We start from the raw sequence: 24,453 nt of genomic DNA on the forward strand, positions 1-24,453 counted from the left end.
CCGTCCCGGGAAGTCCGGCGGGACGTCCCGCGCACGGCCCCTCTCCGCCGTGGGACGCCCCGCCGGAACGGGGTTCAGGGGCGCACGCCCTCGGCGATGCGCATGAGCCGGTCCTTGGCCGAGCCGGAGGCGGTCACGGTGACGCCGACCCCGCGCCGCGCCAGCCAGGAGATCTGCCGCGAGGAGTCGGGGCGGTCGCCGGTCAGCGCGGGCATGCCGTGCACGGACGTGCGGCCGGGGATGCCCGGCACCCGCATCAGGTCCTTCGGGCCGGTCAGCCCACCGCCCTTCACGAGCGCGACCTCCACCCAGCCGCCCTCGCCGCGCCACGCGCAGGTCGTGGTCCTGCGGTCGGCGTCGCCGGTGACCTCGCAGGGGCCGACGGCGGCCAGGCCGTCGGGCAGATACGTGATCCATTCCGGCAGCACGCCGGTGACGCCGTCCGGGCCCGGCGTGGCCGGGGTCCGCCCGTCTCCGGACGAGCCGCGCGGCTCCGGCCTGCGGGAGGCTCCCGCCTCGGGACTCCCCTTGGGGGACGGGGACCCGGGGAGGCCCGGGACGGGAGGTCGCTCCGGCAGCCGGAGGGGCGAGACGGTGTCGCTGGGACGGGTCGTCTCGGTGTCTCCGACCGGTGTGGCCCGGAACGACTGATAGGTGGGCACGAGGGCCAGGGCCGCGACCGACGCGGCCGCGACGCCGGCGGCCGCGTGGAGCCGGGCCTTGCGGCGGCGGTGGCGGCGCTTGACGTCGGTGACGAGCGACTGTGACGCGGTCGCCCCGGCCACCTGCTCGGCCATGGCCTTCCGCAGTTCACTCTCCAGATCCATCGCTCATCTCCCCAGTGGGGCCAGGTTCGTGTCGAGGCGTTCCCGGAGCCTGGCGAGCCCCCGGGACGCCTGGCTCTTCACCGTTCCGACCGAGCAGCCGAGAGCCTGGGCCGTCTCCGCCTCCGAAAGGTCCTCCCAGAAGCGCAGGACCAGGACCGCGCGCTGCCGCGGGCCGAGCTTGCGCAGCTCGTCCATGAGGGTCCCCCTCAGCTCGACGGAATGGTTCGGCGAGTCGGCCGGCGTCTCCGGGAGCCTCGCCATCTGGATCTCCCGGAGCACCTTCCACCGCCGGGAGCGGCTGATCACCAGGTTGACCAGGATCCGGCGGACGTACGGCTCGGGATCGCTTCCCGCCTCCAGCCGCCCCCAGTGGCGGTAGGCCTTCTCCAGCGCGGTCTGCAGGATGTCCTCGGCGTCCTGCCGGGCCCCGCACATCAGTGCCGCGGTGCGCAGCAGGGCATCGCCGCGTGCCGCCACGAACTCCACGAACGACTCGTCGTCTCGACGCCCCACAGTGCTCCGTCCCGGCTAGAGCGGTTCCGGCAGTTTGTCCCGTCGGGGACGGGCGGCCTCCGCGCCAGGGCCGCCCGCCCACGCCTGTGTTGTGTTACTGGTGTTACTGGTTTCGCCCTGGGTCGTTACGGGGTGTCAGCCCGCCTTGTGCAGGGCGGCGGCCAGGTCCTTCGTCCCGCCGGCCAGGACGGGGCTGCCGTTGACGAACAGCGAGGTCCCGTTCGGGTCGAACAGCAGCACGCCGCTGCCGTTCGGGCTCTGCCAGGCGGCCAGGCCGGCGATGGTCAGCGGGGTGCCGCCCTGCGGCAGGCCAAGCGCCTGGCGCAGCTGCTCCTGGGTCATGCCGGCGCGCGTCTTGATCGTCTCGACGGTGAGCCACTGGCCGGCCTTGCCGGTCCACTTCTGCGTGACGGCGCAGATCTGCGCCTTGCGCAGGTCGGCGGAGCCGGGGACGGCCGACACGTAGCGCAGGCCCTTGGCGGTCATGACGGTCTTCTCGACGGGGCCGCCGACCTTCACGGCGGGCTTCAGCGTGCTGCAGTCGAGCTTGGGCAGCGCCGGCAGCGCGGGCTTGGCGGGGGCGCCGGGCACGCGCGCGTTCGGCTTGGCCGCCGGGGCGCCGCCGGGCAGGTCGCCGGTGGACGGCGCGCAGGTGGGCAGGTTCGCCGGGACGCCGGGCTTGGCGGGGAGGGTCTTGCCGTCCGGGAGCTTCGCGCCGGGGAGCTCGGTGTTCGGGATGCCGACCTCCGGCAGGTCCTTGCCGGGGACGCCGGTCTTCGGCAGCTGCCCCTCCGGCAGGTGCTGGGTGGCCGGGTTCTGCTTGAGGTGCTGCTCGACCTGCTTCTTCGCCCCGTCGGCCGGGACCTTGGGCAGTCCGGGCTTGGCCGGGAGGTTCGCCGGGAGGCAGGTCGGGGCGGTCTTGGGGGCGGCGTCCTGGAGCTTGCGCTCCACGGCGGGGGCCTTGGCGCTGCTCGACTGGAGGCCGGCCTCGTGGTGGGAGCCGGTCATGGCCCACGTCGCGCCGCCGCCCACGGCCACGGTCCCGACGGCGGACGCTGCGATCAAGGCGGCCTTCAGCGTGATCATCGTGAATCCCTTCGGAGGCAAGGTGGTGCTTCGGGGGTGCCTGTCTCTCTCTGGCGCCCCTCGTATACGCACGGTGCCGGTGGGGGGTTGCACGGGATTCCAAAGTTTTTTCGGGGATGCCCATGGGGCGCGATGGCCGCCGGGTGTCATGCGAGGTAGTCCGGTGGAGTGATCCTGTGGGGGCGGGCGTTCGAGGAGGACGATGATCCGGCAACATTGGCTCATGGAGGCCCGTACCGTTTCAGCCCGTCCGGCCGAGCACCGTCCCATGCCGGACCCCCGGAAGCCCGCGCCCGCGCGCGGTCCCGCCCGCCCGGACGTGGCCCTGCTCCCCAAGGCGCACCTGCACCTTCACTTCACCGGGTCGATGCGGCACTCCACGCTCGTGGAGCTCGCCGGCCTGCACGGCGTCCACCTGCCCGACGCCCTCGTCGAGGACTGGCCGCCCCGGCTGCACGCGACCGACGAGCGCGGCTGGTTCCGGTTCCAGCGCCTGTACGACATCGCCCGCTCCGTCCTGCAGACGCCGGACGACCTGCGCCGGCTGCTGCGCGAGACGGCCGAGGACGAGGCCGCCGAGGGGTCGGGCTGGCTGGAGATCCAGGTCGACCCGAGCGGGTACGCCGGGCGCTTCGGCGGCCTGACCCCGACCGTGGAGCTGGTGCTGGACGCCGCGCGCCAGGCGTCGGAGGCGACCGGCGTCGGTATCGGCGTGGTGATCGCGGCGAACCGGACCCGGCACCCGCTGGACGCCAAGACCCTCGCGCGCCTCGCCGTGCGCTACACCGGCAGGGGCGTCGTCGGGTTCGGCCTGTCCAACGACGAGCGGCGGGGCCGCGCCTACGACTTCGAGGGCGCGTTCAGGATCGCCAAGCGCGGCGGGCTGCTGTCGGACCCGCACGGCGGCGAGCTGCTCGGCCCGGCGAGCGTCCGCGAGTGCCTGGAGACGCTGGAGGCCGACCGGATCGGGCACGGGGTCCGCGCCGTCGAGGACCCGCGGCTCCTGGAGCGCATCGTGGACCGCGGGGTCACGCTGGAGGTCTGCCCGGCGTCGAACGTGGGTCTCGGCGTGGCGGCGACGGCGTCGGACGTCCCGCTGCGGCGGCTGTTCGAGGCGGGCGCGTCGATCGCGCTCGGCGCCGACGACCCGCTGCTGTTCGGGTCGCGGCTGGCGCGCCAGTACGAGCTGGCCCGCACCGCGCACGCGTTCACCGACGCCGAGCTGGCGGAGCTGGCCCGGCAGTCGATCCGGGCCTCGGCGGCGCCGGACGACGTGCGGCGCCGGCTGCTGGCGGGCGTCGACGCCTGGCTCGGCGACCGGCCGCGCTGACGACCGCGCGGGCGGCCGCGCGGCGGGCCGCGGCGATCATGTGGACGGGCGCCACAGGCCCCGGCGTTCGAGGTGGCCTGCCAGCAGCTCCCCGGCCCGGACGATGTGGGCGCGCATCTCCTCGCCGGCCGCGCGGGCGTCGCCGTCCCGGAGCGCCGCGAGGATCCGCCCGTGGTCGCGGACGGCGACGTCCGGCCAGCCGGCGAGGCGCCCGTACAGGCCGCGCGGCACGTACCGGGCGGCCGTGCCGAGCGACCAGGCGAGCTTCGGCGAGTCGGCGGCCAGGTTGATCTCGCGGTGGAAGCGGTGGTTGCGCTCCTCCATGAGGTCGGGGCGGTGCGCGGCCTTGTCGCGCGCCAGGGCGCGCTGGAGGCCGTCCAGGCGCTCCAGGGCGGCGGGGCCGATCCGGGGCGCGGCGCGCACGGTCAGCTCGGCGGCGATGCCGGCCTGCACCCAGAAAAGATCTTGGACGTCCCGCTCCGACAGCGGCGCGACGACGAACCCGCGCCGCGGCTCCAGGACGACGAAGCCCTCGCTGCGCAGCGACTTCAGCGCCTCCCTGACGGGCGTGACGCTGATGCCGAACTCCAGGGCCAGCCGTTCCAGCCGCAGGTGGTCGCCGGGCCGGATGCGCCCGTCCATGATCAGTTCGCGGATGCGGGCGGCGGCCTCGTCGCTCAGCTGGAGCCGCGTGCCGAGCGCCTGCCGCGGCGGAAGGGAGGCGGGTAGGGCCACGGTGGTAACTCCCGTCCGGGCCCTTCCGCGGTGGAGCCTCGCTACCGCTCACGGGCCCTGGAGGGAGTGTTCCCGCCGGGTCACGCGGTGATGCCCTCGATCAGCAGCAGGACGCCGAAGATGGCGAACCCCGCCGCGGCGCCGTACTTGATGACGCGCTCGGGCAGCCTGCGGCCGAGCATCTGGCCGACGACGATGGCGAGCGCGTCGGCGGCGACCATGCCGACGGTCGAGCCGAGCCAGACGCCGGTCAGCCCGGCGAGGCCGCCGTGGTCGGCGGCGAGGGTGACGGTGGCGAGCATCGTCTTGTCGCCGAGCTCGGCGAGGAAGAACGCCCCGCCGACGGCGAGGATCGCCGACCCGGTGGCCATGCGCGCCTTGTCGCGCTCGGCGTCGTCCAGCTCGTCGCCGCGCAGCGTCCACAGCGCGAAGCCGAGGAACGCGATGCCCGCGATGATCGAGATCGGGCCGGTGGGGAGCGCGGCGCCGAGGGCCGCGCCGAGGGCGACGCTGGCCAGGTGGACGATCGCGGTCGCGGCCGTGATTCCGATCAGCACCGGGAGGGCGCGGAAGCGGGTGGCGAACGTCATGGCCATGAGCTGGCTCTTGTCGCCCAGCTCGGCCACGAAGATCACGGCCAGACTGATGAGGAAGGCGGTCACCTGGTCCCTTTCGCTCGTGCTGCCGGGCGAAGGGCGGGGGCTCGCGCGCACGACCTCGGCCCGGCATGACTGCCAGGCCGAAGGTCTCGTCCGCCGCGATGTGACCGGGCCCGCGTGACCGGGCGCCGTCGGCGGCGCCAGCATGTCGACCACGCGATTGGGACTACTCCCCCTCGACGCCGTCCACCCTACCAAGGAGCCTCGGGCGGGCCCCGGGTCAGAGGGTCGCGCCCACCATGACGGGCTCGTTCACCAGCTCGACTCCGAACGCGTCCCGGACGCCGTCGCGGACCTCGCGGGCCAGCGCGAGCAGGTCGGCGGTGGTGGCGCCGCCCGGGTTGGTGAGGGCGAGGGTGTGCTTGGTGGAGATGCGGGCCGGGCCGCGCGCGTGGCCCTTGGCGAACCCGGCGCGGTCGATGAGCCAGGCCGCGGACGTCTTCACCCGGCCGTCGGCCTCCGGGTAGCGCGGGAACGTCGCGTCCGGGCCGAGGCGCTCGGCGACGCGGCGTTCGAGCTCGGCGAGCCGGTCCGGGTCGAGGATCGGGTTGGTGAAGAAGGACCCGGCGCTGCGGGTGTCGGGGTCGGCCGCGTCCAGGACCATGCCCTTGCCGCGCCGCAGTTCGAGGACGGCGTCGCGGGCCTCCTTCAGCGCGACCCGGTCCCCCGGCCGGACGCCCAGCCTGCGCGCCAGCTCGGCGTAGGCGATGGGCTGCGACTCCTCGGCCTCCTCCAGGGCGTACGTGACGTCCAGGACGACATACCGGTCGTTTCCCTTGAAGGCGCTGTGCCGGTAGGTGAACCGGCAGGCGTCGCGGTCGAGGGCGACGCAGTCGCGGGCCTCCCGGTCGTAGGCGCGGACCTCCACGATCGTCTCGCTGACGTCCTGCCCGTAGGCGCCGACGTTCTGGATCGGCGTCGCGCCGACGCGGCCGGGGATCCCGGACAGGCACTCGACTCCGGCGAGGCCGTCGGCGACGCAGCGGGCGACGAACGGGTCCCAGTCCTCGCCGGCCTGGACGCGCAGCAGCACCCTGCCGCCCTCGGCGGCGACGCGCTCGGTGCCGCGGGTCCCGACGCGCACGACGGTGCCGGGGAACCCGTCGTCGGACACCACGAGGTTGCTGCCGCCGCCGAGCACCAGGACCGGTTCGCCCTCGTCGTCGGCCTTGCGGACGGCCGCGACCAGCTCCGCCTCGGTCGTCGCCTCGACGAAGCGCCGCGCGGGACCGCCCAGCCGCAGCGTGGTGTATCCGGCCAGGTTCACGTCTTCGGCGAACACCGCCACGTCGTCTCCCCCTCCTGCCGTGCCCCGCGCCGCCGGGCCGGCCCGCCCTCGTCCCCTCGACGCGCGCACCGGCCGGGACGATCCCGGCCGGTGTGCCGCCGCGCTCAGGCGAGCCTGACGACCGCCTTGGCGCGTGTGAGGACCTTCTGGTCGTTGGACCTGGCGGTGAGCGCCACGACGACCTTGTTGTCGTCGAGCTTCTCCTCCACCTTGCCGCTGATCTCCAGCGTCGCGCCGCCCTCGTCCGGGACCACGACTGGAGAGGAGAACCGTACCCCGTAGTCCACGACGGCGCCCGGGTCGCCGGCCCAGTCGGTGACGAACCGGCCGCCCTGCGCCATCGTGTACATGCCGTGCGCGATCACGTCCGGCAGGCCGACGGCCTTGGCGACGCCCTCGCGCCAGTGGATCGGGTTGAAGTCGCCGGACGCGCCCGCGTACATGACGAGGTTGGCGCGGTCGACGGCGTAGGTCTGCTTGGGGATCTCGGTGCCGACCTCGACGTCGGCGTAGTTCACCTTGGCGGTCATCAGGCACCCCGCTCCACGATCGTGTTGTAGGACTTGCAGACCGGCTCGCCCTCGACGGTCGCGATCTCGGTCTCCACGACCATCTTCTCGTTGTTGCCGATCGACCTGATCTCGATGATCGTCGAGGTGCAGGTGATGACGTCCCCGGCGCGCAGCGGGCGCGTGTACTCGAAGCGCTGCTCGCCGTGCACGACCATCGCGTAGTTGAGGCCGAGGTCGGGGTCGGCGAGCCCGGGGTTGCCGAGGGAGACCACGATCGGGAAGGTGGGCGGCGCGATGACGTCGGGGTACCCGGCCGCCTTGGCCGCCTCGCGGTCGCGGTAGACGGGGTTGCGGTCGCCGATCGCGTCCGCGAACTCGCGGATCTTCACCCGGCTGACCTCGTAGGGCTCGCTGGGCGGGAAGCTCCGCCCGATGAAATCACGGTTGAGTGCCATGCAGTCCGTTCCCTCCAGATGGACCAGGGCCCCGCGGACTCGCCGGCCGCACCGCTCCGCCGGCCGGGGCGTCCGGGCGCCTTCTGAGCGCGCTGGTTCCGCCTCTCCGGACGGACGGTAACAGAACGGCATTCACACCGTCCGCGCGGGTCTCAGTGCCAGAACGGAGAGTTCGTGACGGCCTGGACGGCCTGGGGAATGAGCGGCCTTCTGGAGGAGCGGCGGACGGCGGGAATCGGACACTGGGCGAAAGTCTCGGCGCATACATGAAACTCCCGGTCGGGCAGCGAGAACGCTGTCCGACCGGGAGTCCACTGACGCTCAGGGATCCCGCCCAGGGAGCGGGACCCTTACTTCACGCCGCCCCCTAGGAGACGGTGTGCCCGGGCATGAGGGCCATGACCTCGTCCACCGTGTCGACGATGGTGTAGAGGTCGGGGTCCCCCGGGGAGATCTTGCCGCTGGGCAGCATCGTCCCCCGGATCCAGGCGTCCAGGCCCCCCCAGTACTTCTCGCCGACCAGCACGATCGGCCGCGGGGGGATCTTCTTGGTCTGAACGAGGGTCAGCGCCTCGAACAGCTCGTCGAGGCTGCCGTTGCCGCCCGGCAGCACCACGATCGCGTCCGAGTACTTCACGAACTTCACCTTGCGGGTGAAGAAGTACCGGCACTCGATCCCGACGGTGAGGTACGGGTTGAGGTGCTGCTCGTGGGGGAGCTCGATGCCCACCCCGATCGACACCCCGCCGTTCTGGAACGCGCCCTTGTTGGCGGCCTCCATCGCGCCGGGGCCACCGCCCGTGATCACCGCGAAGCCGGCTGCGGCCAGCGCGGCGCCGATGCCGACGCCGAGCTCGTACTCGTCCGTGCCGGGTGCGGTGCGGGCGCTGCCGAACACGGCGACCGTCGGCAGGCCGATGCGGTCGAGGACCCGGAAGCCCTCGGCGAACTCGGCCTCCGCGCGCCGGCCCAGCATCGAGCTGGGCTCGACCAGTGCCGGCTCGGCCGCCTGCGAGGCGGGCAGCTGTATGTCTCGCTCCCCCGGACCGGAGGAACAGATCGGTTCTGTCATGTTGGTTCTCCGTTGAACCCGCCTTACGCCGTCCGAGACGGACGCAAGGGCACCCCGGATTTCGGGATGCGATGTTGATCGTCCGCTGGTCCGGACGAGCCGCAACCTCCCTTGGCGGACGAGTTCACGACGGGCGATGACCCGTGTGCGCACCGTTCTGACCGGTCTGCGCACCGCGATGACAGGGCCGTCCACCAGGCGCTCTGCGCCCATTGCGGGGAGCCTTCGCGCCTGGACTGTCCAACCTGCGGCATCGTGCCGCGCCAGATATCCGACAAACAAGAACAAAAGGGAGTGAAGCAGCCATGAGTGCTGCCCGAAATACGCACCCTAAAAGGTGTGACGGTCATTCCGTCGGCGTCATCATCACCGATCCGGTCCTGGGCGTCCTGATCGGCGACATCTCCGACGGCCGGGGCGCGTCCGGCGTTGGCGGGCATGTCGAGGACGACTTCGACGGCTTCGACCAAGCGGCCCACGGGGAGGTCAACGAAGAGACGGGTCTGACCGTCACGTCGCTGAACCCGCTGTTCCCGGAGCCGAAGTGGCGTGCCAACCCCTGCAAGCGGGGGGACGGCCCGTTCGGTCTCGGCCACAAGTGGCAGCTGTACCGCGCCACGGTGGCCGACGTGAAGGCACTCCGCCTCGACAGGAAGTCGTTCCGGAACCTGCGGTGGGTCTCCGAGGCCCAGCTGCAGGAACTGGCGGAGCGCACCCTGCGCTACGCCAGGGGCGAGATCACCCACGGGGAGTGGGACCAGAGTCCCGGCCTCACGTTCTCGTGGGTCCTGTGGTTCGTCCTGGCCGGCATGATCGAGATGCCGGAGGCGGAACTGCAGGAGATCGAAGACGCGATGCTCAACGACACGAGCAACCGTCCGTGAAACCCGCCCGGGGACCGGTCGGCAGCCACGCTGCCGGCCGGTCCCCGGGACCTGCGTTCCGGACGGACGGCGCCCGGAACGACGTTCAGCCCGCCCTCGCGGACTGCGAGAACGGGCTGATGCGTGTCAGTGGCAAGCGTGCGAAGAAGTCTGCGCTGCGGGGCGGACTCGCACCGTGGCCGGGTCTCCCGGGCATGGACCGTGGGTCCTTGGCCGGCGGGTGTCCCGATGCGGACGGTGGGTCCTGGCCCTGCGGCAGGGCAGTACTTCTCCGTCCGGGACCTCGGTTAGCGGGTCTCCTTGTGCGGACGGTGCGTCCGGCAGTTCGGGCAGTACTTCTTGATCTCCAGGCGGTCCGGGTCGTTGCGCCGGTTCTTCCGCGTGATGTAGTTGCGGTGCTTGCACTCCTGGCAGGCCAGCGTGATCTTCGGCCGGACGTCGGTGGCAGCCACGATGGAGTGCCTTTCTGAGCTAGGGACATGGACTTTCGGACCTCGGCCGTCCCCGGGGGACGGCCGGCGATTCGACCCAGCCTGCTCACCCCCGTCGGGGGGTGAGAGACCTGGGTAGTAGCGAGGGCCGGACTTGAACCGGCGACACAGCGATTATGAGCCGCTTGCTCTGCCTGACTGAGCTACCCCGCCGAGATGGTCGGTGTGGACCGGATTGCCAGGATACCGGATGCTCACCGAGCCCTGGGAACACGAGAACCCGGACGATGATCGGGGAACCGGTTCCGCGGGCTCCGCGGGACCGTCTCCAGAATACCGGGTGCGCCGGTGAGCTGCGAAACGTCCTGCTGGAACCGGTGGGACGGTACCACAGGCACAGGTATGGAGCGAATCAGGGCGCTCGGCGCCGCGGGGGCGGCGACGGCCGCTCCCCGGTACGACGAAGGCCGCCCTCCGGAATGCGGATGGCGGCCGGTTTGCCGTGAGCCCCTTTACGGAATCGAACCGTAGACCTTCTCCTTACCATGGAGACGCTCTGCCGACTGAGCTAAAGGGGCCTGCGTCGTTCGCGCAGTGAAACCATACAGGGTCCGGGCGCGTGGTGCGAACCGGATTCCCGCGCCGGTGTCCGCGCTGGTCAGCGCAGCAGGTTCCGGGCGATGACGAGCTGCTGGATCTGGCTCGTCCCCTCGTAGATGCGGAAGAGCCGGACGTCGCGGTAGAAGCGCTCGACGGCGACGCCGCGCATGTAGCCCATGCCCCCGTAGACCTGGACGGCACGGTCGGCGACCCGTCCGACCATCTCCGAGCAGTAGTACTTGGCGCAGGACGGGCCGAGCTTGGTGTCCTCGCCGGCGTCGTAGGCGCGGGCCGCCTCCAGGACCATCGAGCGTCCGGCGTACAGCTCGGTCTGGGAGTCGGCGATGAGCCCTTGGATGAGCTGATACTCGCCGATCGCCTTGCCGCCCTGGCTGCGCTCCTTCGCGTACGCGACGGTCTCGTCGAGGATCCTCTGGGCGAGCCCCACGCAGACGGCGGCGATGCTGACCCGGCCATGGGCGAGTGACGCCATCGCGGTGCGGAAGCCCGTCCCCTCCGTCCCGACCATGGCGTCGGCGGGGACGCGCACGCCGTCGAAGAAGACCTCGGCCGTGTGGGCGCCGCGCTGGCCCATCTTCTCGTCGGACGGGCCGACGCGCAGGCCGCCCGCGCCCTTCTCGACGAGGAAGGTGGAGATGCCGCGGGAGCCGGGGCCGCCCGTCCGGGCGAAGACCATGAAGACGTCGGCCTCGGGCGCGTTGGTGATGAACCGCTTGGCGCCGTCGATGACGTAGTCGTCGCCGTCCCGGACCGCGGTCGTGGTCAGCGCGCTCGGGTCGGACCCCGCCTCGGCCTCGGTCAGCGCGAACGCCCCGACGACCTCTCCGGACGCGAGCCTCGGCAGCCAGGCCTCCTTCTGCGCCGCCGTCCCGGCGTTCACCAGGACCTGCCCGGCGATGCCGTTGCTGGTGCCGAACATGGAGCGGAACGCGGGGCTGGCGTAGCCGAGCTCGAAGACCAGCCGCACCTCCTCACCGAGCGAGAGGCCGAGCCCGCCGTACTCCTCGGGCAGCGCGTACCCGAACAGGCCCATGTCGCGGGACGTGCGCCGGAGCCGCTCCGGGATCGCGTCGGTCTCCTCGATCTCCTCCTCGCACGGGACGACCTGGTCGCGGACGAAGCTGCGGACGGCCTTGAGCACGTCGGCGAAATCCTGGGGCTCCATGCGCCCTATTCTAGAATCAGATTCCAAGATGGTGGGCGGATTCCGGCCCGGCGCACCCGATATGCCAAGGTGATCGTTTATGTCGCTCCAGCCTCTCGTCGATCAGATCGTCCGGGCCGCGGTGGTCGAGGACCGCTCCTTCGGCGACCTCCTCCCGCAGCTCATGCAGGTGTTCCAGACGGCCTCCCCCGCCGAGATGACCGCCGCGATGCCCCGCCTCGCCGAGGGCATCGCCGAGGCGCCCCCGAACCTCGGCGGGTGGCTCGCCATCGTCTCCGGCGCCTGGGTCGAGAACGGCGCCGACCCCGACCCCGTCGGGGCGCCGCTCGTCCACCGCATCTCCGAGGTCACCGCCGCCGCGCTGGCGTTCGCGAACGCGTGGGACCAGGCCGCCGGCGGCAAGCCGCCGCCGGACATGCAGGAGGAGCAGCCCTCCCAGCAGGTCTTCGACACCGTCGCGCCGCACCTCGGGGACGGCGCCGTGACCGCGATGATGTCGTGGTTCGCGCTGCCGCAGTTCGCGATGGCGGGCTGCACCGTCCTGCAGATGGGGCCCGCGGTGCGGGCGGGCATCGCCGACCGCGACTTCTGCGCCTTCGCCGCCGGGCAGGCCGCCCAGTACCTCGGGCAGATGGAGCACTACCAGGCGCTGCTGCGCGTCCTGGACGGCGAGCGCCTCCTCGTCCTCGACCGCGCGAGCCGCAAGGGGTGGACGGTCACGATCGGCGGGATCGGCGACAACTTCCAGCTGCACGTCCTGCTCGCGGGCGCGCTCATCGGACGTCCCGGCGGGCTGACCGGCGACCGCCCCGCCCCCGAGATCATCGCCTGCTTCCTCAACGCCGACACCCCGCCCGGGCGCCCGATCATCTCCAGCCCGTGGAACCTCGTCGACGCGCACGGCGAACCGATCTGGAACGAGGGCGTCCCGGCCGACATCCCGGTCGTGAACGGCACCCGCGTCGTCGTGATCGATCCGCCGTCCTACGAGCGCACGTTCCCCGCCGGACGTCGCTTCCCCCTCATGCCCGGCACCCTCCGCATGGAGGGCATGCACCTGCCGGAGGACCTGGACGCCTGGTGGCCGCACATCGCGGCCCCGACGCGTTGACAGCAGGGCGGCCCCGACGCGCTGACGGCAGAGCGGCTCCGACGCGTTAGGCGGGGGCAGCGGTCAGGAGTCGAAGCGCACGAAGACGGCGGTGGCGTCGTCGTACCGCTTCCCGCGGGCCGCGGTCGCCTCCGCCTCCGCGGCCCTGGTCCTCCTGACGAGTTCCCGCGGCCCCTCCTCGTCGAGGAGGCGGAGCAGGTCGCCCCACTCCATCCGGCCGAACCGCTCCACGAGCCTGGACGCGCCGTCGCTCAGCACCGCCGCCCGCCGCAGCCCCTCGACCGGCACCTCGCCGGTCAGCCCCTCGTACGCGGCCTCCGGCCTGGTGCTCGCCACCCAGAACCCCCCGGGGCTGTTGCGCGACCGCCGCACGCCCTCCAGGGTGTAGCTCGGCAGATGGTCCACCCGGTCGTCCCGGAAGACCCTGATCTCGCCGACGTCCACCACGATCGGCGAGTCGGCGAGGACGTACCACTCCACGGCCCCGCCGCGACGGCGCAGCAGCGACACGGTCGCGGACGGGCTGTCCGGATTGCCCAGGTCGCACGTCTCGGTGTGCGCCTCCGCGGTCACCTTGATCGCCTCGGCGACGAGGTCGGGCAGGGGCTTGCCGTCCTCCAGCGCCAGCAGCGCCGCGATATGCCCGCCGAGCCTGCGCACCAGCCACGCGGGGTCGTGCCGGCAGCCGCTGTCGACCCCCTGCGGGGCGGTCGCGCCGTCCAGCAGCACCACCCAGCCGGGGCCGGCCGCCACGAAGTCCTCGTTCTCCCGTCCCGGCGTCGCCACACTCACATAACTCACCTGCACGGATGCAGGTCTACCCGGTGGCCCGCCCCTTGGGGAGCCGCTAGACCAATTCCCTCATCCCGAGTTCCCGCGCCGGTCCTGATGTGGTGGCCCTAGGGATGCGAACGCCGCCGCCGGGCGTGGCCCACCCACTCCCGCGCGTTTCGGCCCCGACCGGAGGACCAAGCCGACGACCCCTGTGACCTGCGAAGATCATTTTCGGCCGAGAGATGGGCCACTTTCGGACAGCGATGTTTGTATCCACCGTCGCGGCCGTCCCGCCGTCGCCGACCGGCGCCCCCTCGCCGCCCACTCCGGCCCCCACCGACATTTCCGCAGGTCAAGTGCCACATGGCGCAACACTCTGGTTCGCAGCGTCCCTGCCTGAACGACCTGGTTGACAGGACCAATGACTCCCTCATGGGACAAGCCACCTCAACTGTCACAGGACGTTCATCTGCGACTTCACCGTCCTCACGCCCCAAACGTTAACTCTGGCTCATTACCGTTCGACCACCACCGCGTTCCGCGGCCCCCACCCCCCGAGCGGCGAGAGGAGCACGACCCCAGTGACGTCTCGTGGTCAACGCGCGCGCGTGCTCGCCGCCGTCGCCGTGGGCGCGTCAGCCCTGCTCGTGGCCGGGTTCCTGGCTTTTCAGGCCTTCCGGGGAGACCCGGCGACCGCCGCTCCGCCGATGCCGTCGCCCGACGCGTCCCGTCCCGCCGAGCCCGCCACGACGGCGTCGCTGCCGCCCGCCGCTCCGCTCCGCCTCGAAGTGCCGCGGATCGGCGTGCGCACACCGCTGATGAAGCTGGCCAAGAACCCGGACCGGACGGTCGAGACGCCGCCGCCGAGCCGCGCGCAGGAGGCCGGCTGGTACCGCCTCGGGGCCGCGCCCGGCAGCCGGGGCGCTGCCGTGATCATCGGGCACGTGGACTCGGCGCGCGGCCCGGCCGTGTTCTACCGGCTGGGAGAACTGCGCCCCGGCGACCGGGCCAGCGTCCTGCGCGCCGACGGCCGCACCGCCGTGTTCCGGGTCGACTCCGTCGAGCGGTTCGGCAAGGACCGCTTCCCCACCCGCCGCGTCTACTCCGACCCCGGCTACGCGGCGCTCCGCCTGATCACCTGCGGCGGGCGCTTCGACCGCGCCACCGGCCACTACGTGGACAACGTCATCGCCTTCGGCCACCTGATGCGCACCGAAGGGACCCGCTGACATGCGCCCCGTCTCCGGCGCCCCCGACGGGCCCCGCCCCCACCAGGGACGGCACCGTCTCCCGCGCCCCGCTCCGCACGTCGGGGCGTCTCCCGTCCGGCGGACGCCCGGTTCGGGACACCTGGCGTCCCCGTTGGCGCGGGGAGGCCCCAGCACCCACCGCGCCCTCTCCCCGACCGTCACCGTCCCCGACCGGATGGCGGCCGCGCTCATGCCTCCGCCGGTCCGGCGCCCCTCGCCCCCGGCTCCGTCCCCGCCTCCACCCGTCCACGCCCGGCCGCGGCCCGCCCCCGCGCCGTCCCGCAAGGGGAAGGACGGCAAGCGCGACCAGGCCCCCGTGCGCGCGGACGCGATGCGCGTGACCGTCCTGATCCCGGCGCACAACGAGGCGAAGCAGATCACCGAGACGATCGCCTCGCTGCGCCGCCAGGAGCGCCCCCCGGACCACATCATCGTGATCGCCGACAACTGCACCGACGCCACCGCCGCGTTCGCGCAGCTGTGCGGCGTCGAGATCGTCGGCACCCGCGGCAACGAGCACAAGAAGGCGGGCGCGCTGAACCAGGTCCTCGACCGGCTGCTGCCGATCTTCGGCCTGGACGACGCGATCATGGTGATGGACGCCGACTCGGCGCTCGACCCCGGCTTCATCCGGCACGGCGTCGAATACCTGGCCACCGGCCGGTACGCCGCCGTCGGCGGCACCTTCACCGGCAAGCCGGGCGGCGGCGCCGTCGGCATGTTCCAGCGCAACGAGTACGCCCGCTACGCCCGCGACGTCCGGCGCCTCCAAGGCAAGGCCCTCGTCCTCACCGGAACCGCCACGATCTTCCGGGCCGCCACGCTCCAGGAGGTGGTCGCCGCCCGCCGTGACCGCCGCCTCCCCGGCCTGCCGCACGTCTACGACGTCCGCGTCCTGACCGAGGACAACGAGCTGACCCTCGCCATCCTCCACCTCGGGTTCCGCATCCTCTGCCCGAAGGAGTGCACGCTCACCACCGAGGTGATGCCGACCTGGCGCGAACTGGCCCAGCAGCGGCTCCGCTGGAAGCGCGGCGCGCTGGAGAACCTCGTCGACTACGGCTGGACGCCCGTCACCCGGCCCTACTGGGGACGGCAGCTGCTCTCCCTGGTCGGCATCCTCGTGATCACCGCGTACCTGCTCTCGCTCGCCTACTCGGTGATCTGGCTCGGCGGGATCCAGATCAGCCCGCTGTGGGCCGGCATCACGGTGATCTTCATGGTGGAGCGCGTGGTGACCGTCCGCCGGCGCGGCCCGGCGCAGATGGCGATCGCCGCCACCATCGTCGTCGAGATGGTCTTCGACGTCTTCCTCCAGATCGTCCAGGCGCGTGCGTTCTGGCAGGCCGCCTGGCGCAAAGAAAGGAAATGGTGATCCATGTACAACAACCCCCCGATCGGCGGCGTGGCCGCCGGATTCGGCGGCGCCGCCGCCGCGTCGCCCTGGCTCGGCCTCCAGGCCCTCTGGCTCGGCCTCGCCCTCTTCACCCTGGTCTCCGCGGGCCTCGCGGTGAAGCGCATCCTCCCCGCACGCAAGGGCTGACGGTGAAGGCCGGGCCCCTCCCCGGCCTTCACCCCTCTCCGGTAGGTTCCGGCGGATGGGCTCAATAGCGGGCACGGTCGCGACCGCGTGCGGCATGTTCGCTGCGACGAACGTCGACGACCTGATCGTCCTGACCGTCCTCTTCCTGTCCGGACGCGCGACCGGGTCCCCGCGGCCCTGGCAGATCTGGGCGGGCCAGTACGCGGGCATCGCCGCCCTGGTCCTCGTCTCGGTGGTCGCCGCGCTGGGCCTGACGATCGTCCCGGACGAATGGATCGGCCTGCTCGGCCTCGTCCCTCTGGCCCTCGGCGTCCGCGGCCTCGTCGCGGCCGTCCGCGCCGGAGACCACGACGGCCCTCCCGCGGTCGCCTCGGGCCTGCTCCCGATCGCCGGCGTGACGATCGCCAACGGCGCCGACAACATCTCGGCCTACACGCCGGTCTTCCGCACCATCGGCCCGGAGTCCACCCTCGTCACCGTCGCGGTCTTCGCGGCGGGCGTGGCCCTGTGGTGCCTGACCGCGTCCTGGCTGGGCTCGCACAAGAAGGTCATCGATCTCTTGGACCAGCACGGCCGATGGCTGGTCCCGATCGCCTTCATCACCATCGGAGCCTTGATCGTCCTACAGTCCGCCGCTGACCTCCGCCACGCCCTCGGCCTCTGACCCGCCCCTGCGTGGGGACGAACCGCAGCCGGAAGAGGCACAGCCTGCCGGACGCAAAAGCAGGGCCGGGCCCCCTCGTGGAGGGGGCCCGGCTGAATTCTTCGCGATCAGCGCTTCGGCTGCTCCGTGGAGGAGTCGCCAGAGCGAGGAGCCTCCTGCTGGGGGCTCTTCTTCTCTTCGTCCTTGTCCTTGCCCGTCACTGCGAGCACAGCCCCGACAGCCGCTGCTCCGATGACCTGTCGCCGGGTGATCTTGGCGTCTCCCATGGTTCTCTCTTTTCTCTTGTTTTTCAGTTGACTGCGGGACCGAGCCCGCAGGACGTACCGTCCGGGCACCACGCCCTAGCGCAAGCGGCCGAGAGCATTCGGTGAGAACGACGGCATCGCATCGGGATCAGCGCGCGGAGTCAGCGGCATCGCGCGCATCCGCGGAGCCAGGAGGGTGGGCCGCTGAACACCGAGAGCCCCCAGGCGCGATCGCGACTGGCCGAGCCGGCCGTCCCGTGTGAGAGAGACACATGCGAAGGAGAGCAGACGAAAGCGCCGACAAACGCGTGACTGCCTTTACGTGAACCCCGCAATTCACGTAAAGGCAGTCACTTCCGCGGCGTCAGCTGCCGGCTATTTGAACGCGGTGTAGCGGCCGTAGGGCGCGGTCAGCACGAAGCTCTTGTACTTCCCGGTCTTGCAGTTGCTCCACGTGTAGTACATGTTCCCGTAGACCCGGCGCATCTCGAAACCGCGGGTGACCCTCAGCGTCGTCTTCGGCGGGACCGTGGTCTCGTCGCTCTGCGTGGTGGTGATGCTCTCCGACTTCTCGAGACCGCCGCCGGCCTTCACGTTCACCTCGGCGAAGAACCAGGCCTTGAACGAGCCGGACACCTCGACGTTGACGTTCCACTTCGTACTCGCTTGCTGGCTGAGGGTGTAGGTGCGCTTCACCGACCGCTTCGAACCGTTGTACAGCTTCTCCGTCTCGCCCGTCGACTTGCGGAAGTTGACCTTGCGCTGGACCTTGACGGCCCAGCCGGGGTCGCAGTGCGGGCTCGCCGCCCTGGCGACCTTGTCCTGCGCGGCCACCTGCCCGGCGGTGCTGGAGTGGCCGGACCCCGAGACGGCCAGCGCGATGGCCGGAACGGCGACCAAGGCGGCCGCTCCGGTGCCGATCGCGGCGATGCGGGCCTGCTTTGCCTTCGAGCTCTTCACGAATTCTCCCTGAGTCGATACGCGATTTCCGATCGGTGGGGAGAGCTTAGAAATCCAGGAAGAAAGCACCCTAGGGCCTTAGGGCCCTACGCGGCGCTGACGGGGACCCCAAGCCCGGCACTCAAAACGTGCATTGCAGAGAGAAGAAGCGGAAACCGGACATCGAGATGACGCGCCTTCCCGCGTCCCCGCGGGCCCACGGCGCGGAATTTCCATGACGAGGACTGGCAGGCCGATTCTTCCGCCCGCATTCTGCGAGCCATGCGAGCGCGCGTGGCGCCCAGGGCCCCGAGGGCCTCACTCCCGATCAGTCCGCCTGACCGCCATGTGGACGCGGCGATCGTCCCGACCACGCGCGGAGCCCCAGCGCTCCGTCTCGACACTGGCCCTTGAACACATGGGGCCAGATCTTGGCGCCCCCAGACACCGGCTATATCGAGTCGGCGGCGAAGCCACGCCCAGGTTCAGGCGGAGCGGGAGAACGTCACGTAGTCGGCGACCAACTGATAGCCGAGACCTTGATAGGTGGCGCTACTCGCCGGGGTCGCGACGTGCACGATCTCGGTCGCACCGGCGGCCAGCAGCGAGCGGGTGACGGCGGCCACCAGCGCGGTCGCGTAGCCGCGTCCCCGGTGCTCGTTCGTCGTGTAGATCAGGTCGAGGCGCACCGCCGAGCCGAACCGGGGCCCGTGACCGGCGACCGCCACCACGCGGCCACCGGTCTCCCAGACGTACAGGTCACCGGCGGCGAGACGGCCGGCGACGGCCCCGAGCGTGCCGTGGCCCCGGGTGACGGCCTCGTACCAGCGGTCCAGCAGATCGTGGTCCGTCGGCGCCGCGGGCCGCGCGAAGCCGTCCGGCACCGAACAGGGCCGAAGCGCCTCCAGCCGGTACAACCGCAGTCGGGGACCGACCACCCGCCCGGGACATCCCGACGCGAACGCCTCGGCAAGGTCACTGCGGCCCTCCCACGCGTGGGGCGCGCCGTCCAGATACCCCGGCAGCGCAGCCGCGGCCTCCACCGGCATGTCGCCAAGAAGCAACGGGCCGAAAGAGGGGCGGACGAACGCGCCACCGACCGTCCCCCCAGGATCTGTCCACCATCCGAACAGCGGCGGAGTCCCTCCACCACCTGAGCGGCGGAAGGCGGACAGCGCGATCAGCAGCGGGAGGTTGGTCGCCGCCCGCGCGAGCAGGAACTCCTCCCCTGGGCCGAACTCAGCCGGGTCGCCCACCACAGACCAGCCGGAAGTCAACGCCACGTCCGCCCCTCCAAGCAACGGGAACCACCTGACTTCTTCGGACATCGGCAGCGTCTCAGAAGACCACCTCGTCCGGGCCCGGACGGCGGCATCCGCTCGTTCGGAGAGGATCCGCACCGACGCCGACGCCATGATCATTGCGTGTTGCCGTCGGGGTCGGACGGTCGTGAGTGCACCACGAGAGAGTCTCGAGGTGTCACGTTAAAAGGAGATCTACCATGACTGCTTCGGGTATGACCCCCGAGAAGGTCGCGGACAAGCTGCGAGTCCTCGCGGCCCTGGCTCCTCTGGTCACCGAGAGCCCGACGGCCGCGAAGATGTGCGGCGAGCTGGCCCGGGAACTGCGTCCCGTCATGCCGACGGTGATGCGCGCGCTCGTCTTCTTCGCCCTCGCCGACACCGTCGCCACGCTCACGAAGCCGGGCGGCCTCCTGGAGGACTTCCTCAAGGGCGGCCCCTCCACCGGCAGCACCACCAAGACTTCCGACACCGAGTGACGGCCGCCTAGTTCAGGCGACCGGCACACACAGCCGGAGGTTCCACGAAGGAGTCAGCAAGACCAGGCCTTGGCTCGCTGATCTCAAGGGCGGCCCGGCGTGACCACGCCGGACCGTCCAGCCAAGCGGGACCCCCGGCACGCCGTGCCGGGGGTTCCTTTGTCAGCGGACTGTCGGCGTGCAGCCTCAATCGCCGTCTCAGCCGGCAGTTCGAGCATCTTCAGCTTCGATCACCCGTTTCATCCCTCCAGCACCGCGTTCCATCCATTTGCGAAGGGGACCGGTTGTATCGCGGGCGTATCGAAAAACGCATATGCCACCGCAACGCTCTTCCGTCTTGGGTGGGGGCTTGGACCACAGCGGTCTGCGCCGAGCGCATTGCGCTCGGCGGAAAGTGATTACGGAAGAGGAGAAGGCGTGGCTGGTGACGGGAGCTGGGATCGGCGTTCGCTTCTGCGGGGCGCGGCTGTGGTGGCCGGTGCCGCCGCGGCCACACCGCTGCTCGGCAAGACGGCTAGGGCGCACGCCGACGGCAGTGACGCGGACGCGTTGTTCAAGGCTGGGAAGTTCGAGGAGGCCGCCCGCGCGTACGAGGAGATCCTGAAGAAGGACCCAACGAACCTGCACGCTGCACGCCAGCGCGGCTACGTCGGGCTACTGGCCAACAAGTTCCCCGACGCGGAGAAGTACCTCACGATGGCCCTCAGACTGGCGCCCGACGACAAGGAGACCAACCAGCTCCTGGGCGACTGCTACATCAGGCAGGACAAATTCTCCCTCTCCGTGCCCCGTTGGCGAGCGGGCGGCGAGGAAGGATACGCCAAATGGTTCGCGGCGATCCGCGGCGAGGCCTACCAGATTCACGGCGACATCGGCCGCGTGCCATGGAGGCAGATGGACCCGGAACCGCTGGTAGAGGTCTCCGTCAACGGCGGACCGCCGAAGAAGCTCAGTTTCTACACCGGCGCGCCGAATCTGAGCCTGACCGCGTCGGCGGCCAAGGAAGCCGGCCTGAGCCCCGTGTACGCGGAGAAGACCGACTTCGAAGGCACCCCCATATGGGTGTACTACGGGGTGCTGGACTCCTTCAACCTGGGCGGCCTCGAACTGCGCAACGTCCCGGTGGGCTGGTCGTCGACGGAGTCGGGCGGAGATGTCAGCACCGGCAACGACGGCCTGATCGGCACGTGGATCTTCTACCACCTGCTGACCACCTTCGACTACGCGGGCCGCTCACTGATCCTGCGCCGACCGACCCCCGAAGCGGTCGCCGAGGCCACACGGGCGGGCACCAAGCCCCTGCCGCTCTGGCTCTCCCGTGACCACGATCTCAGCAGCACGGGCAGCATCGCCGGCTCCGGCCCGCGGGTGATGGGCGTCAACTTCGGCGGAATCGGCGAGATCGCCGTGGGCATGCCCGGGGAGGTGGCCAAGCAGTTGGGGGTCCGCACCGACTACGACCGCCCCATCGAGACCTTCGCCCACAGCCACCCGACCACCACCTACCCCTGCTACCCGAAGGAGATCCGCCTCGGCGACGCCGTCGCCAACGACATCTACTGCGAAGCCGACCCGAACATGCCGGTCAACGTGGGCTGGCCCTACGGATCAGGGATCGACGCGATAGGCCACTTCGCCCACTGCTTCTGGAAGCCCTACAACGTCACCCTCGACTTCACCAACATGAAGCTCTACCTCGCCCACGGCAAAGCCGCCTGATCACTGCCGAGGTAGGTCCCCTCCGGTCAGTGCAGCGCGCAAGGGCAAAGCGTTCACCCTCAAGACCGGTCGCCTGGTGTCGGGGAAGCGCGGCGAGGACACGATCGCCTGATCCCCCTTCTCGGTCACTACCGCACCGCGAAGTGGCCGTAGGCCTCGCCCCACCATCGGCAGGGCATCGCTAAGGCCCTGACGGACGCAACAGAAGTGGTGCTCACCCGTCCAAGGGTGCCCCGGCGGGGACGCTCCTTCGTGAGGCCCCGCCGGGCTAGGCGTACAGCGGACTTCACCAGAACGGGGGCGCACCGCCTGAGCATCTACTCCCCGCGCTGCACTGGCCGGAATGGAACACGCTCGACCTACGGCAACTGGCGCCGGAGCGGCAAAACCCGCAGATCGCACGCCAGGCGCTCAACCGACTCAGCAGCAAGCAAGACGGGCCACGCGCCACCGGCAGCAGGGCGACCAGGAAGCGGGCGACGTTTAACAACGCCATGGAGCACGCCTGCCAGCGGCGCATTCTGCCGATCAACCCGCTGCCCCTGGTCAACTGGACCTGCCCTCGCGTGGCGCGACGCTAGACCTGCGCGTGATCGCCAAGCCGAGACGCCATACGCCCGGCGACACGCCGCCGTGTCCACATGGCGTGGGGCCGGGGTGCCGTCGGCTCAGGGGGCCGAGTCGGCCGGGCGCAGCGACGCCGTCCTGCTGCGGGTGTACGCCAAGTCCATGACCGGGCAGGAGGACGACGCCAAGCGGCGAATTGCGGCTGTTCTCTGGTGGGCGTGGTGGGTCGCTTTCAGAGAGCGTGTACGGGCGCGTCTGGCAGCTCGCCCGCGGCATGGCGCTCACGCCCACACAGGTGGCCTCTCCCCTGGCCAGACGGCCCTACGACCTCCGCCATAGCGACGTCACGCTCGCCCTGAACGCCGACGTCCCGGCGCTCGAGGTCGCCCGCCGCGCCGGCCACGGCGTCGACGTCCTGCTACGGGTCTACGCCGGGTGCATCAACGGCCACGAGCACATGTGGAACGGCCGTATCGAGGACGCGCTCAAGGACGGCGACCAGCTAGGAGTGCGATGCCCGCTAGGACGACCGGAGGGGACCGGCGAGGTCATCGACACCGGCGAGCTGCGCGGGGGCGTTCCGGCCGTCTGTGCCAGATGGCTCAGTGGCAGCGCTGGTGTTTGGGCGTGAGGTGTTCGGGTTGGGGTCCCCGCTGTGCGGTCTAGGGTCCTAGGGCCCTAGTTGAGGGTTCGGAGGGTTTTTAGCCTCATCGGCAAGACAGCGGATGTGACATCGGTCAGAAGGCATCCAACAGCGAGGCTCGGATCCCTACCGGAAGGCTGAAGATGTCCAGCAAGCTCCCCCTCAAGGTGCCCGTCGCTCTCGGTGCGCTCGCTTTCGCGAGTGCCGCGCTCCCGGCCGGTCCGGTGCACGCCGATCCGCCGAATGAGGCGATTCCCATCGCTCTCGATCAGGTGGACGACTATGTGAAGTTCACCGAGGACGACAACACGGTGATCTCCGATCACGCCAAGGCCCTCATCGACGCCGCGCCGAGCGGGGCGACGATCCGGCTCCCGCTGTACTACTTCAGCCAGAACAAGATCGTGACCTCTCTCAGCAGGGCGAAGGGGCGGGGCGTCAAGGTCAGGGTCGTCATCAACGGCAGCGAGATCGGCATGCCGCAGTACCGGGAGCTGACGGCGGCGTTCGCCGACTCGCCCGATGCGGTGCGGACGTGCGGGCGGCGGGTCACGGACAGCGCCGGCGGGTTCCCGAAGCAGAGCGGGCGCTACATATCCACTCGCGGATGCGCCGCCAACCGGAAGGTCGGCGACAACTACTCGCGGATGCACAACAAGTTCATGACGATCGACAAGGTCGCGAAGAAGGGGGGAGGCGTCGCGCGGAACGTCGTTTACGTGGCGTCCGCCAATCTGCACGAGTGGACCTCGTACGAAAGTGCCATCACGGTGCGGGACGCCGGGCTGTACAGGTTCTACAGCAGATATTTCGACGACATGTACCGTCTCGCGAACAGGTCGGGGCGGCTCGACAACTACGGATCGAGTCACGTGTACAAGCCGCCCGGCGGGAAGTATCAGGTCTACACGTTCCCTCGGAGGGAGGCCGCCGGGAAAGCGCGCACGAGTGCGTCCAACGATCCGGTCGTGGCGGACGTGAAGGCGGCGAGGTGCTCGCGCAGTGCCAGCGACGACGTCATCAACGTGGCGAACGTCAGGGTCGTCCGGATGGCGGTGGCCAACGCGCTCATCGATGCTGGGAAGCGCGGCTGTACGGTCCGAGTGCTCACCGGGGACATCGCCTATGAGGACGGTGGGGCGGAGCTGATCTACGCGGCGGTCAACAAGCTCGCGTACAGCTCCTACATCGAGGGCGGCGTCAGGTACTGCGGGCCGGTGAACAACATCTCGTGGATGCACGAGAAGTTCATGCAGATCAGTAAGGGCACGTCGTCCGGCCTGTACGTGGGCAGCCACAACCTCACCGTCCAGGCACTGCGCCAGCAGGACGAGAACATCCTCCGCGTGCGGAACGCCACGCTGTACGCGGCCTACACCGGGCGTTTCGACTCGCTCCACACCTACTGCTCGCAGTGGAAGCCGAAGGTGCCTCCTCACACGGGCCCGGGCGACAACGCGGTCGAGGACGTCGACTAGAGGACGCTCGGACGGCCGTGTTCCGTGAACACCCGGCAATGGCCGGTAGGAGCGGGGAGCTACCGGGAACCAACGAGAACGGCCCCTGACAGCGTTCTAGCTGGTCAGGGGCCCTTCTACGTGGTGGTGGCGGGTGCAGGGTTCGAACCTGCGTAGGCTAAG

General features: G+C 70.8%; 26 protein-coding genes and 2 tRNA genes. 11 read left to right on the forward strand and 17 right to left on the reverse strand.

The window, feature by feature from the left end:
- Nucleotides 1-74 precede the first annotated feature (74 nt).
- From ABWI04_RS03890 to ABWI04_RS03900, 3 genes are all read right to left on the reverse strand, one after another.
- Nucleotides 75-827 (reverse strand): hypothetical protein, encoded by a 753-nt coding sequence (locus ABWI04_RS03890; protein WP_353831425.1) that lies wholly within the window; start codon nt 825-827, stop codon nt 75-77.
- 3 nt (nt 828-830) lie between these two features.
- Nucleotides 831-1,340, reverse strand: coding sequence for a SigE family RNA polymerase sigma factor (locus ABWI04_RS03895; protein WP_345178421.1), 510 nt, complete (start codon nt 1,338-1,340; stop codon nt 831-833).
- A 135-nt stretch (nt 1,341-1,475) separates the two neighbouring features.
- Nucleotides 1,476-2,426, reverse strand: a complete 951-nt coding sequence (locus tag ABWI04_RS03900) for a hypothetical protein (protein WP_353831426.1) — start codon at nt 2,424-2,426, stop codon at nt 1,476-1,478.
- 268 nt (nt 2,427-2,694) lie between these two features.
- Between ABWI04_RS03900 and ABWI04_RS03905 the strand changes: the two genes are divergently transcribed.
- The gene (locus ABWI04_RS03905; RefSeq protein WP_353831484.1) at nt 2,695-3,756 is read left to right on the forward strand and encodes an adenosine deaminase; all 1,062 of its coding nucleotides are present in this window, start codon (nt 2,695-2,697) and stop codon (nt 3,754-3,756) included.
- A 36-nt stretch (nt 3,757-3,792) separates the two neighbouring features.
- Here the strand turns inward: ABWI04_RS03905 and ABWI04_RS03910 are convergent, their stop codons facing one another.
- The 6 genes from ABWI04_RS03910 to ABWI04_RS03935 form a co-directional block, all read right to left on the reverse strand.
- The gene (locus tag ABWI04_RS03910; protein WP_353831427.1) at nt 3,793-4,491 is read right to left on the reverse strand and encodes a GntR family transcriptional regulator; all 699 of its coding nucleotides are present in this window, start codon (nt 4,489-4,491) and stop codon (nt 3,793-3,795) included.
- An 80-nt stretch (nt 4,492-4,571) separates the two neighbouring features.
- Nucleotides 4,572-5,153, reverse strand: a complete 582-nt coding sequence (locus ABWI04_RS03915) for a TMEM165/GDT1 family protein (RefSeq protein ID WP_353831428.1) — start codon at nt 5,151-5,153, stop codon at nt 4,572-4,574.
- A gap of 217 nt (nt 5,154-5,370) precedes the next feature.
- Complete coding sequence (locus ABWI04_RS03920) at nt 5,371-6,438, reverse strand: UDP-N-acetylmuramate dehydrogenase (RefSeq protein WP_345178411.1); 1,068 nt, start codon at nt 6,436-6,438, stop codon at nt 5,371-5,373.
- Nucleotides 6,439-6,542: 104 nt separating this feature from the next.
- Nucleotides 6,543-6,968 carry a MaoC/PaaZ C-terminal domain-containing protein gene (locus tag ABWI04_RS03925; protein ID WP_345178409.1) on the reverse strand — a complete coding sequence of 142 codons (426 nt, stop codon included), beginning with the start codon at nt 6,966-6,968 and terminating at the stop codon, nt 6,543-6,545.
- On the reverse strand, nt 6,968-7,405 hold the full coding sequence (locus ABWI04_RS03930) for a MaoC family dehydratase N-terminal domain-containing protein (RefSeq protein WP_353831429.1): 438 nt from the start codon (nt 7,403-7,405) through the stop codon (nt 6,968-6,970). The genes ABWI04_RS03925 and ABWI04_RS03930 overlap by 1 nt, the downstream gene beginning before the upstream one ends.
- Nucleotides 7,406-7,772: 367 nt before the next feature.
- A complete protein-coding gene (locus ABWI04_RS03935; protein ID WP_353831430.1) occupies nt 7,773-8,477 on the reverse strand; it encodes an LOG family protein in 705 nt (234 codons plus the stop codon).
- A gap of 305 nt (nt 8,478-8,782) precedes the next feature.
- Here ABWI04_RS03935 and ABWI04_RS03940 point away from each other — a divergent pair, with 305 nt between their 5' ends.
- On the forward strand, nt 8,783-9,361 hold the full coding sequence (locus ABWI04_RS03940; RefSeq protein ID WP_353831431.1) for an NUDIX hydrolase: 579 nt from the start codon (nt 8,783-8,785) through the stop codon (nt 9,359-9,361).
- A gap of 287 nt (nt 9,362-9,648) precedes the next feature.
- Here the strand turns inward: ABWI04_RS03940 and rpmG are convergent, their stop codons facing one another.
- From rpmG to ABWI04_RS03960, 4 genes are all read right to left on the reverse strand, one after another.
- Entirely contained in the window at nt 9,649-9,813 is a 165-nt protein-coding gene (gene rpmG / locus ABWI04_RS03945) for a 50S ribosomal protein L33 (RefSeq protein ID WP_067466611.1), read from the reverse strand.
- A 118-nt stretch (nt 9,814-9,931) separates the two neighbouring features.
- Nucleotides 9,932-10,005 (reverse strand) — tRNA-Met (locus ABWI04_RS03950).
- A 292-nt stretch (nt 10,006-10,297) separates the two neighbouring features.
- Nucleotides 10,298-10,370 (reverse strand) — tRNA-Thr (locus ABWI04_RS03955).
- Between the two features lie 80 nt (nt 10,371-10,450).
- Nucleotides 10,451-11,578 carry an acyl-CoA dehydrogenase family protein gene (locus ABWI04_RS03960; RefSeq protein ID WP_353831432.1) on the reverse strand — a complete coding sequence of 376 codons (1,128 nt, stop codon included), beginning with the start codon at nt 11,576-11,578 and terminating at the stop codon, nt 10,451-10,453.
- Nucleotides 11,579-11,657: 79 nt separating this feature from the next.
- Between ABWI04_RS03960 and ABWI04_RS03965 the strand changes: the two genes are divergently transcribed.
- Nucleotides 11,658-12,689 carry a hypothetical protein gene (locus tag ABWI04_RS03965; protein ID WP_345178389.1) on the forward strand — a complete coding sequence of 344 codons (1,032 nt, stop codon included), beginning with the start codon at nt 11,658-11,660 and terminating at the stop codon, nt 12,687-12,689.
- A 63-nt stretch (nt 12,690-12,752) separates the two neighbouring features.
- Here ABWI04_RS03965 and ABWI04_RS03970 read toward each other — a convergent pair whose 3' ends face one another.
- The gene (locus ABWI04_RS03970) at nt 12,753-13,481 is read right to left on the reverse strand and encodes a PP2C family serine/threonine-protein phosphatase (protein ID WP_345178388.1); all 729 of its coding nucleotides are present in this window, start codon (nt 13,479-13,481) and stop codon (nt 12,753-12,755) included.
- A gap of 563 nt (nt 13,482-14,044) precedes the next feature.
- Here ABWI04_RS03970 and ABWI04_RS03975 point away from each other — a divergent pair.
- From ABWI04_RS03975 to ABWI04_RS03990, 4 genes are read left to right on the forward strand one after another with little or no spacing between them, the layout of a single operon-like run.
- Nucleotides 14,045-14,692 carry a class F sortase gene (locus ABWI04_RS03975; RefSeq protein WP_353831433.1) on the forward strand — a complete coding sequence of 216 codons (648 nt, stop codon included), beginning with the start codon at nt 14,045-14,047 and terminating at the stop codon, nt 14,690-14,692.
- 1 nt (nt 14,693) lies between these two features.
- Nucleotides 14,694-16,088, forward strand: a complete 1,395-nt coding sequence (locus tag ABWI04_RS03980) for a glycosyltransferase family 2 protein (RefSeq protein ID WP_353831434.1) — start codon at nt 14,694-14,696, stop codon at nt 16,086-16,088.
- A gap of 3 nt (nt 16,089-16,091) precedes the next feature.
- Nucleotides 16,092-16,256, forward strand: a complete 165-nt coding sequence (locus ABWI04_RS03985) for a hypothetical protein (RefSeq protein WP_160160924.1) — start codon at nt 16,092-16,094, stop codon at nt 16,254-16,256.
- Between the two features lie 55 nt (nt 16,257-16,311).
- Nucleotides 16,312-16,920 carry a cadmium resistance transporter gene (locus ABWI04_RS03990; RefSeq protein WP_353831435.1) on the forward strand — a complete coding sequence of 203 codons (609 nt, stop codon included), beginning with the start codon at nt 16,312-16,314 and terminating at the stop codon, nt 16,918-16,920.
- Between the two features lie 107 nt (nt 16,921-17,027).
- On the opposite strand, the gene ABWI04_RS03995 is transcribed toward ABWI04_RS03990, so the two are convergent.
- The 3 genes from ABWI04_RS03995 to ABWI04_RS04005 all read right to left on the reverse strand — a co-directional run bounded on the left by ABWI04_RS03995 (nt 17,028) and on the right by ABWI04_RS04005 (nt 19,387).
- Nucleotides 17,028-17,186 carry a twin-arginine translocation signal domain-containing protein gene (locus ABWI04_RS03995; RefSeq protein ID WP_345178380.1) on the reverse strand — a complete coding sequence of 53 codons (159 nt, stop codon included), beginning with the start codon at nt 17,184-17,186 and terminating at the stop codon, nt 17,028-17,030.
- A 354-nt stretch (nt 17,187-17,540) separates the two neighbouring features.
- A complete protein-coding gene (locus ABWI04_RS04000) occupies nt 17,541-18,125 on the reverse strand; it encodes a hypothetical protein (protein ID WP_353831436.1) in 585 nt (194 codons plus the stop codon).
- Between the two features lie 464 nt (nt 18,126-18,589).
- Entirely contained in the window at nt 18,590-19,387 is a 798-nt protein-coding gene (locus ABWI04_RS04005) for a GNAT family N-acetyltransferase (RefSeq protein WP_353831437.1), read from the reverse strand.
- A 218-nt stretch (nt 19,388-19,605) separates the two neighbouring features.
- On the opposite strand from ABWI04_RS04005, the gene ABWI04_RS04010 reads away from it, so the two are divergent.
- The 4 genes from ABWI04_RS04010 to ABWI04_RS04025 all read left to right on the forward strand — a co-directional run bounded on the left by ABWI04_RS04010 (nt 19,606) and on the right by ABWI04_RS04025 (nt 24,291).
- Nucleotides 19,606-19,884, forward strand: a complete 279-nt coding sequence (locus ABWI04_RS04010; protein ID WP_353831438.1) for a hypothetical protein — start codon at nt 19,606-19,608, stop codon at nt 19,882-19,884.
- Between the two features lie 417 nt (nt 19,885-20,301).
- Nucleotides 20,302-21,603 (forward strand): tetratricopeptide repeat protein, encoded by a 1,302-nt coding sequence (locus ABWI04_RS04015; protein WP_353831439.1) that lies wholly within the window; start codon nt 20,302-20,304, stop codon nt 21,601-21,603.
- Nucleotides 21,604-22,411: 808 nt separating this feature from the next.
- The gene (locus tag ABWI04_RS04020; protein WP_353831440.1) at nt 22,412-22,801 is read left to right on the forward strand and encodes a site-specific integrase; all 390 of its coding nucleotides are present in this window, start codon (nt 22,412-22,414) and stop codon (nt 22,799-22,801) included.
- A gap of 284 nt (nt 22,802-23,085) precedes the next feature.
- A complete protein-coding gene (locus ABWI04_RS04025; protein ID WP_353831441.1) occupies nt 23,086-24,291 on the forward strand; it encodes a phospholipase D-like domain-containing protein in 1,206 nt (401 codons plus the stop codon).
- Nucleotides 24,292-24,453: the final 162 nt, after the last annotated feature.

Source organism: Actinomadura sp. NPDC000929 (assembly GCF_040492065.1).
Lineage (GTDB): Bacteria > Actinomycetota > Actinomycetes > Streptosporangiales > Streptosporangiaceae > Spirillospora > Spirillospora verrucosospora.